The organism is Alteromonas sp. ABM1_013 (assembly GCF_056160505.1).
The window spans coordinates 426,055-441,006 of sequence record NZ_JBSWXH010000004.1 but is presented as its reverse complement, the minus strand read 5'-3'; the positions used below and the strand labels follow the sequence as shown (position 1 = coordinate 441,006).

12 protein-coding genes are annotated in these 14,952 nt (G+C 45.7%); 3 read left to right on the top strand and 9 right to left on the bottom strand.

The features are described 5' to 3' along the window. Nucleotides 1-131 precede the first annotated feature (131 nt). Both ACXAGK_RS13835 and ACXAGK_RS13830 read left to right on the top strand, forming a co-directional pair. Nucleotides 132-2,558: a TIM-barrel domain-containing protein gene (locus ACXAGK_RS13835; protein WP_474856678.1), complete on the top strand. Its 2,427-nt coding sequence runs from the start codon at nucleotides 132-134 to the stop codon at nucleotides 2,556-2,558. 153 nt (nucleotides 2,559-2,711) lie between these two features. After that, nucleotides 2,712-3,893 carry an MFS transporter gene (locus ACXAGK_RS13830; protein WP_474856677.1) on the top strand — a complete coding sequence of 394 codons (1,182 nt, stop codon included), beginning with the start codon at nucleotides 2,712-2,714 and terminating at the stop codon, nucleotides 3,891-3,893. 110 nt (nucleotides 3,894-4,003) lie between these two features. Here the strand turns inward: ACXAGK_RS13830 and envZ are convergent, their stop codons facing one another. The 5 genes from envZ to ACXAGK_RS13805 all read right to left on the bottom strand — a co-directional run bounded on the left by envZ (nucleotide 4,004) and on the right by ACXAGK_RS13805 (nucleotide 9,620). Continuing rightward, a complete protein-coding gene (gene envZ / locus ACXAGK_RS13825) occupies nucleotides 4,004-5,338 on the bottom strand; it encodes a two-component system sensor histidine kinase EnvZ (RefSeq protein ID WP_474856676.1) in 1,335 nt (444 codons plus the stop codon). Nucleotides 5,339-5,471: 133 nt separating this feature from the next. Continuing rightward, complete coding sequence (gene ompR, locus ACXAGK_RS13820) at nucleotides 5,472-6,194, bottom strand: osmolarity response regulator transcription factor OmpR (RefSeq protein WP_118491268.1); 723 nt, start codon at nucleotides 6,192-6,194, stop codon at nucleotides 5,472-5,474. Between the two features lie 153 nt (nucleotides 6,195-6,347). Continuing rightward, nucleotides 6,348-7,478 (bottom strand): DUF2855 family protein, encoded by a 1,131-nt coding sequence (locus tag ACXAGK_RS13815; RefSeq protein WP_474856675.1) that lies wholly within the window; start codon nucleotides 7,476-7,478, stop codon nucleotides 6,348-6,350. A gap of 148 nt (nucleotides 7,479-7,626) precedes the next feature. Next, complete coding sequence (locus ACXAGK_RS13810) at nucleotides 7,627-8,532, bottom strand: phosphoribulokinase (protein ID WP_474803640.1); 906 nt, start codon at nucleotides 8,530-8,532, stop codon at nucleotides 7,627-7,629. Nucleotides 8,533-8,654: 122 nt separating this feature from the next. Next, on the bottom strand, nucleotides 8,655-9,620 hold the full coding sequence (locus ACXAGK_RS13805) for an ion transporter (protein ID WP_474856674.1): 966 nt from the start codon (nucleotides 9,618-9,620) through the stop codon (nucleotides 8,655-8,657). 164 nt (nucleotides 9,621-9,784) lie between these two features. On the opposite strand from ACXAGK_RS13805, the gene ACXAGK_RS13800 reads away from it, so the two are divergent. Next, the gene (locus ACXAGK_RS13800; RefSeq protein WP_474856673.1) at nucleotides 9,785-10,546 is read left to right on the top strand and encodes a sugar-binding protein; all 762 of its coding nucleotides are present in this window, start codon (nucleotides 9,785-9,787) and stop codon (nucleotides 10,544-10,546) included. Nucleotides 10,547-10,695: 149 nt separating this feature from the next. On the opposite strand, the gene ACXAGK_RS13795 is transcribed toward ACXAGK_RS13800, so the two are convergent. The 4 genes from ACXAGK_RS13795 to ACXAGK_RS13780 all read right to left on the bottom strand — a co-directional run bounded on the left by ACXAGK_RS13795 (nucleotide 10,696) and on the right by ACXAGK_RS13780 (nucleotide 14,622). After that, the gene (locus ACXAGK_RS13795; RefSeq protein WP_474856672.1) at nucleotides 10,696-11,112 is read right to left on the bottom strand and encodes a hypothetical protein; all 417 of its coding nucleotides are present in this window, start codon (nucleotides 11,110-11,112) and stop codon (nucleotides 10,696-10,698) included. Next, nucleotides 11,112-12,308: a hypothetical protein gene (locus ACXAGK_RS13790; protein ID WP_474856671.1), complete on the bottom strand. Its 1,197-nt coding sequence runs from the start codon at nucleotides 12,306-12,308 to the stop codon at nucleotides 11,112-11,114. The genes ACXAGK_RS13795 and ACXAGK_RS13790 overlap by 1 nt, the downstream gene beginning before the upstream one ends. A gap of 181 nt (nucleotides 12,309-12,489) precedes the next feature. After that, on the bottom strand, nucleotides 12,490-13,779 hold the full coding sequence (gene purD / locus ACXAGK_RS13785) for a phosphoribosylamine--glycine ligase (protein WP_474856670.1): 1,290 nt from the start codon (nucleotides 13,777-13,779) through the stop codon (nucleotides 12,490-12,492). A 27-nt stretch (nucleotides 13,780-13,806) separates the two neighbouring features. Continuing rightward, a complete protein-coding gene (locus ACXAGK_RS13780; RefSeq protein WP_474856669.1) occupies nucleotides 13,807-14,622 on the bottom strand; it encodes a class I SAM-dependent methyltransferase in 816 nt (271 codons plus the stop codon). Between the last annotated feature and the right edge of the window lie 330 nt (nucleotides 14,623-14,952).

Here is a 14,952-nt window from a genome sequence, read left to right as displayed (position 1 = left end):
TTATGAATACGTATGTTTATTTAAGTCGAGCAATGCACTAGCTATCATTCACAGTACACAAGTAGGCTTTAATTAAGCGAGCTTCGTCAATTAAGTGCGCTTCGCTAGGAAGCATAAATAAGGTTTTGAGCATGATAGACAGGAAACAGCGTATAGCACTTGCATGTGCTAGTTTGGCATTTTTTTCGGTAAATACGGTAGCCGAAGTTCAAACAGCGACACTTGAAAAAGCAACGCTAAATATTGATACGGATACCAATGACTTCACGATAAGCGCGTTGCACGATAGTAGCTTTCAAGTAACGTATCTTACTGATGATAATGGCACGCCTTACGCAAATCTACCGTCTATGGCGCTTCCCGAGTACGCGTTGACTGATGCAACAAAAAACACCGTTAATGATGTGGAGCTAGTTGAAACTGCGACAACCCTAATCCTAAAACTCAACAATATTGCAGCGCATGTTGATAAGTCGACGCACGCTATCAGCTATTCCGTAAACGGCAAAATTGTAGCGAAAGAGCAAGGCGGACTAAGTATTTCCAGTAACGGCGTCAGCCTGTCGTTTGCGTTAGAAAAAAACGAAAAACTCTATGGTGGCGGCCAGCGGGTATTGGGTATGGACCGTCGTGGTCATAGCATGCCGCTATATAACAAAGCACACTATGGTTACACCACCTCTTCAAATCAGATGTACTTTGGCTTGTCGGCGGTGATGTCGTCAAAAAATTATAGCATATTGTTTGATAACACCGCTTCTGGCGAGCTAGATATTGGCAAAACGAACAGCGACGAGTTGCTATTTAAGGCGCAAGGTGGGCGTGCTAGCTACATCATGGTGTTGGGTGAAAACCTAGAAGATACGGTCACGTCTACTGTAGCAGTAACGGGCAAACAGCCGCTTCCACCGCGTTGGCTATTAGGTAATTTTGCTTCTCGCTTTGGCTATAAGTCGCAGCAGCAGGTCATGGATGTTGTCCATGCCTTTAACACGCAAGATATTCCTGTTGATGCTGTGGTACTAGACCTTTATTGGTTTGGTAAAGACATAAAAGGGCACATGGGGAACTTAAGCTGGGACACTGCTACTTTCCCTGAGCCTGAGAAAATGATTAGCGAGCTACGCGCTCAAAACGTGAAAACCGTACTTATAACAGAACCGTTTATTCTTACGACGTCAAAGCAATGGGAAAGCGCCGTTGCCAATAATGCTCTTGCACAAAATGATAATGGCACGCCGTATACCTTCGATTTCTATTTTGGCAATACCGGCCTAGTTGATGTATTCAGTGAAGCGGGTCAAGATTGGTTTTGGCAGTATTATGAAAAGCTTGCTGCGCAAGGTGTAGCCGGCTGGTGGGGCGACTTGGGCGAGCCTGAAGTACACCCTGATGATATACAGCACATGTGGCAGTCGAAAAAAGTAAGCGGCGCAGAAGTTCATAATGGTTATGGCCACCAGTGGGCCAAAACCGTATATAACAACTTAACAGAGCTTCAACCTAACACGCGCCCGTTCGTGCTCATGCGTTCAGGCTTCTTGGGCAGCCAACGCTACGGTATGGTGCCTTGGACCGGAGACGTAAGCCGAAGTTGGGGCGGGCTTAAGCCACAGGTAGAATTAGCACTTCAAATGAGTGTTTTTGGTATGGCGTATACTCATTCTGATTTAGGTGGGTTTGCCGGAGGCGAAACCTTTGATGCTGAGCTTTATACAAGATGGCTTCAGTTCGGTACCTTTTCACCGGTATTTAGGCCTCATGCACAGGATAATATTGCCCCAGAGCCTGTTTTCCATGCCGACCCGGTGAAGTCTATTGCGCGCAAGTTCATTCAGCTTCGTTACGACATGCTGCCGTACAATTATTCATTGGCGTTTGAAAATGCACTGAACGGCACGCCGCTAATGCGCCCCTTGGCCATGGAGTACGGTGAAAGCGACTGGTTTGAGAACGCTGACAGCTATTTATGGGGCGACGCGCTGTTGGTGTCACCCGTGACTAGCCCTGACCAGACCCAATGGTCGACAGCTCTTCCAAAAGGCGTTTGGTTCGACTTTTTCTCAAACACCAAATACCAAGGCGGACAAACGGTAGATTACCCGTTAACCCAAGAAAACTTCCCTGTATGGGTTAAAGCAGGCGCTTTTATGCCTATGTCAAAAGGGCTTGATCGTACCGAGCAGTTTAATGCTCGCCAGCTAGAGATACATTACTGGCACGACAGCTCTGTCGCTTCATCTTCTTACACCTATTACGAAGATGATGGTAAAAATCCAGCGTCTGTTGAAAAAGGTTTGTACACTAGTTTACAGCTACGCTCGTCAGTTGATGATAACGCTGAGTTAACCCTTTCTCTTGGCAGTGACGGCAGCTATATTGGTATGCCGAAGCAGCGCAACATCACCTACGTGGTGCACGGCTTTAGTCAAAAACCTTCGCGTGTTTTGATTGATGGCCATAGCGTGCCAGTTGCATGGGATGAAAAAGGGAAAACGCTTTCGCTTGCATTTAACTGCGACTATCAGCAGTCTGTTGAAGTTGTGATCATGCGATAATGTAAGTTGTGCTCATGAGATAAGAAAGGGCCCTGATCTGTCTTACTAGGCAGTTTTCCCAGGGGCACACTTTCTAAGTTAAGGGCGCTACCTAGATTGTGCCCTTACAACTACATCCGCTGTTTCCCAACTGATATCAACTGTGGAGCCTAAATGAGCCGACTTCCCGCGACCATTGTTATTTTTGCCGGTTTTTTCTTAATTGGTAAGTTATTTCTTTTATGGGGGATACTTCTACCTGATATCGCCGCCGACCTGAATATGTCTGAGGTCGTTAGTGGTGCTTTGTTCTCGCTGTTTTCGGTAGGCATGATGTTGGGCGCGGTAATTGGCGGTAAATACGCCAGTCGCTTCGAGTACATGCCGCTACTAGCGACCCTGTTTAGTATGAATACAGGGCTTCTGCTTTTAGTCTCAGTACTGTCATCTTGGCAATGGTTTCTGGTGTTAGCTGTTTTGATTGGGGTGGTAAGCTCAACGATCTTTACCATAGGACACACACTAATCGCGCGGATGTACGCTGAAAAGCGCTTTACTATGATGGGCTTAATGGACTTCATGTTCAGCTTAGGTACGTTTGCTGCGTCGTTTTTTGTAACACTGTTATATCTTATTGAACAAAACTGGCGATTGCCTATTCAAGTGGTGGCTGGCGTGATGATCATTCTATCGTGCTATACCTATATCGCTGCGCGGTCGCAGGCAAAAGTTCTCAAAGGTCAGCCAAAACAGCCTAAGAAAACCTTGGCATTTGGTTCCATCATCAAACAGCCCGTTTTTATATTTCTAGCCTTACTCACATTTGGCTATGGCGCGGTAGAGTTTGGTAACGCTAACTGGTTTGTGAGCTATGCGCAAAACGGCTTAGGCTTTAGCGGTGAACAGTCGCGTAATCTACTCGCATGCTTTACCGCAGGTATGGTTATAAGTCGCCTGACCTTTCCATTTCTGCTTCGCTTTGTGTCACTCCATCGCATGATAGTGCTTATGGCTACCGCTTCCCTTGCTGGTGTCTTTGCGCTTAAGCTGATGCCAACTTTCTATGGCATAGGCGCGGGGAATTTATTGCTAGGTTTAGGACTAGGTGGGCTATTCCCGCTTGCACTGTCTGCGGCAATGAATATCGACAGCGACAACGGCCCTGTGCTTTCTGGCATTGCGATTATCGGCAATTCTACCGGGGTGCAGGTCGCTTCTTTTTCTACCGGGCTTTGGGCTAACTTTGTACCACTTACAACGGCATTTTGGGTGATTCCATTAGGGGGCTGTGTATTGTGGCTAGCTTCTTATGGTTACAGCAGAAAGATAAAGCACCACAAAGACCCCGTAGGCTGAGCGCTCTGGGAAGGCTGAGAAGCCTAAGAAAGCAGAGAAAGCTGGCTTTGCGCGAACAAATATTTCTAGCCGGTATGCATAGCGCTACAAATTAACGGTGTAACGCAGGGCTATTTCTTTTCTGGCAGTTCAGATAGGTATGGCAGGTAAAACTCGGCAACCAGTCCCTGCTGCGGGTGGTTTCTAAGCGACACTTCACCGTCGTGAGCCTCTACTATTCTTCGTATAATGGCAAGCCCTAGACCAGAGCCAGACGAATTACGTGCTTTATCACCTTGCGCAAACGGCATGAAAACACTGTTTAATTCTTCTTCAGGTATGCCTGGGCCAAAATCACGCACTTTGCAGTACACACGCTTTTCGTGACGGTTATAGAAACTGCTAATGGCAATTTCATCAGAGCCGTATTTGAAGGCATTTTCGATGAGGTTATCGATGACTCGCTTCATTGCAATACGCCGCAGCGATAATGGCGGGATGGCGTTAAGCTTTAATTCAATATGATGTTTATCATCCAAGTGCCTTGCTTGCACCAGCTCTGCAATAATCGCGTTTAAATCTGTTTCTTGAGTCACTTCTTCGGTGTCGTAACGTGCATAGTCGATGAACTGGTCGATGATAGCGTTCATGTCCTCTATGTCGTTCACAATGCCGTCTTTTATCCAATCCTGATCTTCTGGCAGCATTTCTGATGCAAGGCGAATACGAGTAAGCGGCGTGCGCAAGTCGTGAGAAATACCTGCGGTCATGATATTACGGTCGTTCTCTAGCTGCTTTATGCCCTGATTCATACGGTTAAAAGCGCGAGTAACCTGGATCATTTCCGTGCTGCCTTGTTCGCGAAGCGGCGCAGGATGCTCACCTTTACCCACGGCAATTGCTGCTTTTTGTAAGGCTGATAAGGGCCGCGTCATACGCCTTACAAACAGCCAGCCACCCGCTACGCTCAATATCCCAATTACCATTAAATACATAGTCAGTGGGGAGATATTCGCTTCGTTTAACCCCGAAATGGGAATAGAAATCCAAGTGTCTGGGTAGCGATTAAGCGATATCCATACAATGTAAGGCGCGTTCTCGTCGCTAGCTTGTGAGGTTGTGCTAATGCGTACATCGGCAAGCTGTCTTAGCTGTTCACTAACCTGCGTTGATATATAGCTGTAATAAACCGCGCTTTCTAGACCGTTCTCTCTCGCTACGCTTTCATCAAATACTTGAACCTGCGTTTGCTGAAAGTAGCTGTCCCTTGTTTCTTGATTAGTCACCAGTAAATCGTTAGCCAGTACCGACTTTACTTGTGTGGCCAATAAGCTATTAATTTGCTGGTAGCTAGGATGAATAAAGTAATAGGTGACCGAGATGTAGGACACAATTTGGTTTATGAGCAACAACACGCCAATAAGCATGACGGTTTGACCAAATGCACTTTTGGGAATTAAACGCATAACATGACGTCGCTGTGAGAAATGAGCCAGTGTCTGTAATGACAGTATGTGAACGCGTAGTTAGCCGTCATGAATACATACCTTACTAGCGAACTGGCTAAGGCGGTAGCATCCGCCGTATCCATCATAGGTGCTAAACTTGTTCGCCATCAGGCACGAATACGTAGCCCAATCCCCACACAGTTTGAATGTAGCGCGGATTGGCTGGGTCGTCCTCGAGCATTCTCCGAAGGCGAGAAACTTGAACATCAATACTGCGTTCTAGGGCGCTGTAGTCTCGGCCTCGCGCTAAGTTCATCAGCTTGTCTCGTGACAATGGCTCGCGGGGGTGAGTAACCAAAGACTTTAATACTGCAAACTCGCCGCTTGTCAGAGTGAGCGGCGTATCGCCTGCTGTCATCTCCCGGGTGGCGAGATTAAGTTTGTAATTGCCGAACTCCACAATTTGCACGTCTTTAGACGGCGCGCCCGGCGCTTCGCTGCTGCGCCTGCGCAATACTGCTTTAGCGCGGGCTAAAAGCTCGCGCGGGTTAAATGGCTTAGGCAAATAATCATCTGCACCCATTTCAAGGCCAATAATGCGGTCAACTTCATCGCCCTTTGCAGTAAGCATAATAATGGGCATGTCGTTTTCTTGTTGACGCAGACGGCGACAAATAGATAAACCATCTTCGCCAGGTAGCATAAGATCTAAAACCATAAGGTGAAAATTCTCGCGCTCAAGCAGTCTATCCATTTGCTCTGCGTTGGCCGCACTGCGAACTTGATAGCCTTGTTCTAGCAAGTAGCGCTCTAATAGGCTTCGCAGACGCATGTCATCATCGACAACGAGAATTTTAGAGGTTTCCTGACCCATACTCATACCTTTTGTTTTACGTTTGTTTCACTATAACCACAAGATGTGAAATACAAAAGCGACAAAAGCGTAAAAGATAGCGCATGTTTGTTACAAATAGTGTCTAAAGCGGATACGGCCCCATGTTGCTATGTAACGCTAATCAAAGTAACGCTAATCAAAAGTAGCGATATTAAGGGCTTTAGTATTTGCCGTGCCGTTAAGTGTCTCCAGATATAACTGTGTTATAGCATTAGTGCCCTGGTGCGACTGTTCGAAGAACTGATCGCTAACTTTTAAGGCGAAGCGCTGCCATGCAGCCGCGTATTTCGCTAAAAAGGCCTCATGCCCCCATTCCCCTTGGCGCAGTTTTACGCGTGCTGGTGCGAAGAAAACCTCTGCATTAAGCAGTTTGGGGTTGGGCTTCTCTTCGGCTTTCCAATCTGTTGCACCAATTAACGTTACCTCGCTTAAACTATCGCCAAGCAGCTCGCTAAGGTTATTAATTAGCGTGCCGTTAGCCGCGAAATCAAGAAGCCAGTAGCGTGAGCCGCTTTTATCACTCGTAAGCGCATTAAGGTCATCATAGCTATACACCGCATCGTAGCAGTCAGACGCTTTGACCATATCCACATTAGACTGAGAGGTTAACCCTACCACTTGATAGCTGGCGTTTCGTGACGATTTTTGATCTTTTAGTAACTGTGCTGTACCCAACGCGGTTTTACTTGAAGCGCTAGATAACAGTAAGGTTTCACCCTTTGCTTTCTCTGCCACATAGTCATCAAGCACAAACGAGGTCATATAAAGAGGCCTGAAATTTAACTGCCATGCCTCACGGTCTTTGTTGTAGCCAGGGTCCGCTGCACAGCGTAGGTATTGGTCGTAAACGGGGCTAATGCTTTTGCGTTGTTCGTGAATGTCAGAAAAGCCATGAGATGCGACTTTACCAGCCTTTATCACCCAGTGGCTCGCCATAGGAAGGTAACCAAACACTTTCTCACCTTCGCGAATATTAGGGTGGTTCGAGGCTTTGACTGTGGCAAAGCCCCAAACAGGTACTATTCCGAAGCCGTTTGGGTTATCACCATTGTCATCACTTTGTGGTGGAAAGAAGCCCCAATAACCCATTTTAAAACCCAGCGCCGCATAGGTGATGTTATTGGCAGAGAAGCCGAAGCTATCGGTCTCAAGCAATACTTCGTCTTGCTGTAAATCGCTTACGTTTATATCGCAGTGAACAACTTTCGTGTTAGAAAGGTCTTGCTGATCTATCCAAATCTGCTGGCTTTGAAATGTAGTCATAATAGATGCCCGACGGTCATAGAACTGGGTTAAAAAGCTTAGTCAAAAAAAGCTAAGCAGTTATAAACCTAGACTGACGCAGAGGAATAGCCATTACGACTTAATGTTTTAAATATATGCCTATAGAAGTGGTGTATATAACCTGAGGCTACTCGTCGGTATTAAGCCAATCCATCTGATGGCCGGCTCTTCGCTTTTTATTCAAAATATCTTCAAGCAGCGGAGTTAGGATAAGTTCCATTGCCAACGCAATTTTACCACCTGGCACCACTAGCGTATTGATACGCGACATAAATGAACCGTCAATCATTTGAAGCAAGTAAGGATAGTCGACATTCTTCATTTCTCGTCTGAAGCGTACTACAACAAAGCTTTCATCTTGGGTGGGAATTTCCCTAGCGCTGAAAGGGTTCGAGGTATCAACGGTCGGTACGCGCTGAAAGTTAACGTGGGTGCGAGAAAACTGCGGCGTAATATAGTGGAAATAATCGTCTAGGCCGCGAACAATACTGCTCATCACCGCTTCACGAGAATGGCCGCGGTCAGTGGTATCGCGCACAATTTTTTGAATCCACTCAAGGTTTACTATCGGCACCATGCCAACCAGCAAGTCTACGTGCTTTGCGACGTCATTTTCTTCAGTTTTAACGCCGCCATGTAAACCTTCATAAAACAGCAAATCAGTGTTTTGAGGTAAATCTTGCCACGGTGTAAAGGTCCCCGGCATCTGGTTAAAAGGAACGGCTTCATCAAAGGTGTGAAGGTATTGCCTAAACTGTCCCGTCCCCGAACTGCCATATTCTCTAAAAAGCGTTTCCAGCAGTTCAAAGTCGTTGGCTTTAGGGCCAAAATAGCTGATATGCCTGCCTTGTTCTTGGGCTTTACGAATTTCTACTTCCATTTCTGGGCGAGTGAAACGATGGAAACTATCACCGCCAACTACTGCAGCATTAACATTTAAGTTCCTGAAAATATGGCGAATAGCATTGGTCGTGGTAGTAGTACCCGCGCCAGAAGAACCTGTTATAGCAATAATAGGGTGTTTAACAGACATAGGAATTCTTTTTAGAAATGACGGGTACTAGTTATAAGCTGATGCGCGACAAGAATCAAGGGGACGACTACCTGCATATTATCGAATTTCGGGCGTGAATTTGCTTGTGAGCCTACATGTAATCACCTTTTACGTCCTTCGTGATGATGCTGCAACAAACGGACAATTAATTTTGCTTCTTCTTCATCTAAATCAAGTAAAGCTCGTACGTGGTCTAAATGATGGATGTCATGCTCACTCAACTTTCCATCGTCTAACACACTTTGCACCGTATCTTTAAACCGATCACGTTTTAACTGCATTTGGGTGGTGTAGCTTGAAGATAAAATACCCGCTGGTAAGGCGTAAAAGCATATGCCCATGATGGTTATAAGCCCACCAAATACCTTGCCTAATGCTGTAACGGGAACGGCATCGCCATAACCCACGGTCGTTAGCGTGACCAGAGCCCACCATAAAGACGCTGGAATACTGCTGAAAACGTTGGGCTGCGCAGTGTGTTCAATATAGTAAATACACGTTGCGGCGATAACAGTGAAAAGCAGAAGTACGCTAATAGCGGCGATGAGGCTATGCGACTCGTTGCGCAATACGGTGATAAGGGTTTGCATTGAACGGGAATAGCGACCAATTTTCAAAATTCGAAGTACTCTGAAAACCCGTAATATACGTAAATCAAACGCCACGAAAACGCTTAAGTAAAAAGGTAGGATCGCCATTAAATCCACCAGTGCCATAGGACTTTTTATATAAGCCCAACGTTTTTGCCATGCCGTCGTTTTTTCTTGGGAAGTGCCGTTAGCTTTGGAAGTGCCGCTAGCTTTGGAAACACTGGGAGGCGCCGATGCACTGCTGTAAACGCGAAGTATGTATTCAACGGTGAAAATAAGTACCGAAACGACCTCAATGATATGCAGCTCTCGCTGCCAAAGGGCGGGAATACCCGGCACGGTTTCTAGCATCATGGCCGCTACATTTACGATGATCAGCGCAATAAGCAATATATCAAACAACTTGCTACGTTTTTTGTATTCGTGGGCTTCGCTAGCGGGAGCAAGAATGTGATAGCACGCGTTTCGAAATGACATAGCTAAATTTATGATTCAAGAATTAACCTTGTTATATCAATAACGGCGATAAATTGGTAATGCTTCTCACAAAGTGAGGCGCTGCTGTGGTGTTTTTTGAAACGCAGTAGGGCTCAAAACATGTTAGTTTAAACGTCAGGAAGGCAAACTAAGAGCGTATTCAATTGAAAAGTACTAAACCCCTAGTATCAGCATTCACCTCTACATTACTTGTCGCTATGCTTGCCCCGGCAGCACAGGCGAAGCCGGACAGTATTATGTTTACCGCAAATGCCCCCGTTATTGATGGCGTAGCAAATGATGCTGCATGGAAAGAAGGTGATTGGCACGACATGACCTCGCTGATGTGGGGCACCAGGCCCGAGCCCAGTGACTTTTCTGGTAGATATAAACTACGATGGGATAAAAAGGCGCTGTACCTTTTAGCAGAAATAGAAGACAACCACCTCTCAGATACCTATGCCAACCCGCTTGAACGATATTGGGATGATGATTGCCTAGAAGTCTTTATTGATGCGGATGCCTCTGGTGGCGATCACTTTAATAACTACAACGCGTTCGCTTATCACTTAGCGCTAGACAACCAAGTTGTTGATATTGGTCCGAATGAAGCGGGTGAAGCCGTGCCGCAGCTGTATAACAATCACGTTGAAAACAAATGGCAGCGAGATATATCGGCGCCTCATAAGATTTATTGGGAAGCGGCTGTGCGTGTATTTGACGATAGTTATCAGCACGGAAAAGACAACTCACCATTAACCTTAAAAGAAGATATGGCGCTGGGCTTTATGTTGGCCTACTGTGACGCCGATGGCGGTGACAGAGAACACTTTTTAGGCTCGCACGAGATAACTCCAGTGAATGGTGATAAAAACCTGGGGTTTAAGGATGCGTCTGTGTTTGGGAAAGTGACTTTAGCGAAGTAGTGAAGACCTAAATTAAGGCGTTTGAGCCTTAAAAAGGAGTTCGCGCGCCCCCTTCAGCCAGTGTATTGCTATAAGATAAACTTTATCCACTGGCTGTGGATACTCACATATTCAATTATCGAATTACCGCTAGACAAAGCCGTAGCTGGTTACTGTTCTCTAAACAAAACAACAAGGCCTTGGGGCACTTCGGTGGTTGATAAAACATACGTCATTGAGTTTTTATTGTTTAGTACATATGCCAACGCTTCTTCTTGAGAACGAAACTCTTTTGGTGGAGTTTTTCTTCCACTAAAACGCATTTGTGCCCAATACCCCTGAATACGGGATTCCGTAAGCGCAATAAACTTAGTGTTGAATATTGTCCTAGCGGTATTGGGTGGTTGCAATCCTACAGGCTCTATATCCCAGTCAGAAGAATTACCCATAAAGATGTCTCGAATTTGCCATTTTTCAGTTGGAGCGTCTTGCGCTTCCAAGTTAGCAACAATGATGACTTCTTCGCACCTTGCGAATGAAGCAAACATAGCAAAAAGAATGGCAAACAATAGCGTGCGAGTTTTCATTAGAACACCCACTCTAGTGCAAATTGGGTGAGTACCGCATTTCTATCGAAGCTCGGATCCTTAATTTCTGAATAAAATGAGTTCTGCCCCTCCTCACCGCTTAACCAAGTTACCTCAGCTTTGGCTGACATATTGTGTCTAAAGTCCCAGCGAAGCCCTACTGAAAGTGAATCAAGGTCATAGCGCGGAAGACTATCGACTATTGCGTCATAGGCAAAAGACAATGAAGTGAGTTGTGGTGATTGTCCCTTCGGAATTTGATTTGTTGGAACATCATTACTGCTATTTGCAGAAGCAATAGTAGTAAATATTTGAAACTCATCAAAGTGATACCCAAGAGTCAGGTAGTATGCATTAACTTCGGGGACACTGATTAAATCTGATTCAATTTTAATAACTTCAGAGTAAACAAAATAATCAAGAGAGTCATATTGCAGGCTTGCTTGATACGCCACTGCGTCTGAATCAAATCGAAAAACGTTGGCGTTTTCTGTGTACCCGGCAAGCTCTAAGAGTGTCGCAAAGTCTTGAAAGCCGGGGATGTCTGCGAAGAAGTCAGATGACACTATGGCTGAAGCCCGCGCGCGAAAGCCGCCTTTAGATATGCCTAATATAAGCCCCCGAATATCGTTTACTTCAATGGCTGTTTCTTCACCTGCACGGTCAAAAGTACCGTCATAAGTGCCGTAATAAGCTTCAACTTCTACATTCAATTTATTGAAGTGAATGCGATACGTTGCGCTTAAGCCCTCATAGTTTGAAAATAAAAAGCCGCCGTAAACTTGTTCGGGAGGCGTAATCCAAGGATAAGCGAAGCCCACGTCAAGTACGTCGCTGTAGCGAAAAAATGGAGTTCTTAATTTGCCTAACTTAAAGCTCCAATTAGAGTTCGCGTTATAAGTTAGATAAAGCCACTCAAGACCTGAATCTCTATCGTCATTTGAATGCCCGAGTAATTGCCCAGACAATTTAAGTTTTTCACTAATACTTAGGTCCGCTTGTAACGCGAATAAGGACTGTTCAGAAAAACTGAAATCATTTGAATAGCCTTGGAATTCAGCTTCGCTAGTGTCTAGTTGTCCTCCAATAACTCTAGCAAAGCCACTGATACCTATTGAGTCAGAGAGGGTATCACTGCTCTTCGCCGTACAGGTAAAGCATGCTAGGTATATTGTCAGTATGTAAAGGGTTTTCATTCACCATGAATTCTTTTGTACTTTGATTTCGTTCAAGTATAGACGGTCAAAGTAAAAAGTTTCGTCTTTTTAACGCATTAAGTGATAGTTATGTAAGCGTTAGGTGTGAGAGTCAAAAAAGGCACTATAAAAAACGCGGCCTACGCCGCGTCTTTGATATTTGTATTATATGTGTCGCTTATTAAGCTTCAGCTTCACGGGCAATTGCACGGTGGGCAATGTCAGTACGGTAATAAACATCTTTAAACTGAATGGTTTTTAGTAGCTCGTAGGCTTTTTGCTGGGCTTCGGTTACGTTGTTACCTAGCGCGGTTGCGCACAGCACGCGGCCACCAGCGGTAACCACATCACCGTCTTGAAGTGCGGTACCTGCGTGGAAAACCTTTCCATCTAGCTTCGCGGCGTCTTCAAAACCGGTTATTACGTCACCCTTGTCGTAGTTGCCTGGGTAGCCGCCAGCTGCAAGTACAACACCTACCGATGCGCGCTCGTCAAATTCAATGGTTTTGCCCGCAAGTTCGCCTTTACACGCTGCATGGCAAAGTGGAACCAAATCAGATTTTAAGCGCAGCATAATTGGCTGGGTTTCTGGGTCGCCAAAGCGACAGTTGTACTCAATGACCTTTGGTGTACCGTCGGCCATAATCATTAGGCCCGCATATAAAAAGCCAACATAGTCGTTACCTTCAGCGGCCATGCCATCAACCGTCGGCATGATCACTTCCTGCATAATGCGGTCGTGGATGTCTTGCGTAACAACCGGAGCAGGAGAATAAGCACCCATACCACCTGTGTTAGGCCCTTTATCGCCGTCAGCCGCACGTTTATGGTCTTGGCTGGTGGCAAAAGGCAGTACGTTCTTACCGTCTACCATCACAATGAACGACGCTTCTTCGCCGTCTAGGAATTCTTCAATAACTACGCGGCTGCCAGCTTCGCCAAAGGCATTGCCCGCTAGCATATCCCGAATAGCATCTTCAGCTTCTTCAAGGGTCATCGCAACGATAACACCTTTACCGGCAGCAAGACCGTCAGCTTTTACTACGATAGGCGCGCCTTTCTCGCGAACATAGGCAATAGCCGGGTCAATTTCGGTGAAGTTTTGATACTCAGCCGTAGGAATATTGTGGCGAGCTAAAAAATCTTTGGTAAAAGCTTTTGAGCCCTCAAGCTGCGCCGCAGCTTGAGTAGGACCAAATATCATTAAACCCGCGTTAGTGAACGCATCTACCACACCTGCAACTAGCGGCGCTTCTGGGCCTACAATAGTAAGCGCAACATCGTTACCTTGAGCAAAAGAAACTAAGCCTGCGATGTCGTTAACATCAATAGCTACGTTCTCAAGCTTAGGCTCTGTAGCGGTACCCGCATTACCAGGTGCTACAAATACTGTTGAAACATCAGAAGACTGCGCTGCTTTAAACGCTAGCGCGTGCTCGCGGCCACCGCCGCCAATTACAAGTACGTTCATTAACTGTTCCGTTTTGAGTGTTTAATATTATGATTTTGGTTTGGTGAATTTTAGCGTCATGCGATTGCTCTCGCCAATCGCCATGTATTTTTCTCTGTCTTGATCATCAAGTGCCAAGCGAGGGGGTAGCGTCCACACACCTTTCGGGTGGTCTGCTGTGTCCATTGGGTTTGCGTTTACATCGCTACTTGCTTCAAGTACAAAACCCGCTTTTTCAGCGGCAGCTACAACGTAAGAACGCTTCATGTAGCCACTTTTCTTCATTGCTTCATCATCTGCACTTTCAGGTAGTTCATGTTCCACTACGCCCAGTACGCCACCTGGTTTAAGTGCTTTGAAGAAAGCCCCAAACGCATTGTCGATACCTTCGTCACCGTGACGCATGTACCAGTTGTGTACGTTGCGAAAGGTTAGCACCATATCAGCGCTGCCCGCTTCGCTAATATCTAGCGCTTTCATAGGGTCGAATGCGGTAAGTTCTGCACCTTCGTACTTCATGCCCGGCTTCATTTTTTCTTTAAAGCCTTCTACCGACTTTTTGTAGTAGCCGCTGGTTTCATCGTCTACATAAAAGTGGGCTGCAACGTATTTTCCGTCTTGTTTTACAACAGAATAAAGAATGTCGGCATACCAACCGCCACCTGGCGAAATTTCTACCATAGTCATGTCTGGCTGTAAGCCAAAAAAGCGTAGTGTTTGCTGAGGGTTGCGGTATTCGTCGCGCACTTTGGCTTTATCGGTGCGGATATCGCTCATCGCGGCGTCAGAAATTGAATCTGCGCTTGCATAGGTTGCTGTCACACCTAGTGTTGCGGCTAACACGAATTGGGCTAACTTTTTCATTCTTATTTCCTTTTTCTGTCGAGGGTAGGTAATTGTCTATGCGGACTAGTAAAACATAACATTTATTAGTAACACTATTACTACAAATTACCATGGGTCAGATCAAGCCTATCAGCTAACCCCTATTTGCACTTACTTCTTAGCAGAATAATTCGCAATTTTGTCGCTTCAAAGAGGTATCAACACAACTAAGCAATCGCCTCGATTTTGCATATTAAAAAGGGTTAAGGAAAAATAACAAACACACAGTAAAGTAACAAAGTGCCACTTTACTGCGTGTTTAACTTAGGTGTTGGTTTCCCTCACTAAGCCTGTACTAAAAGATTTTGC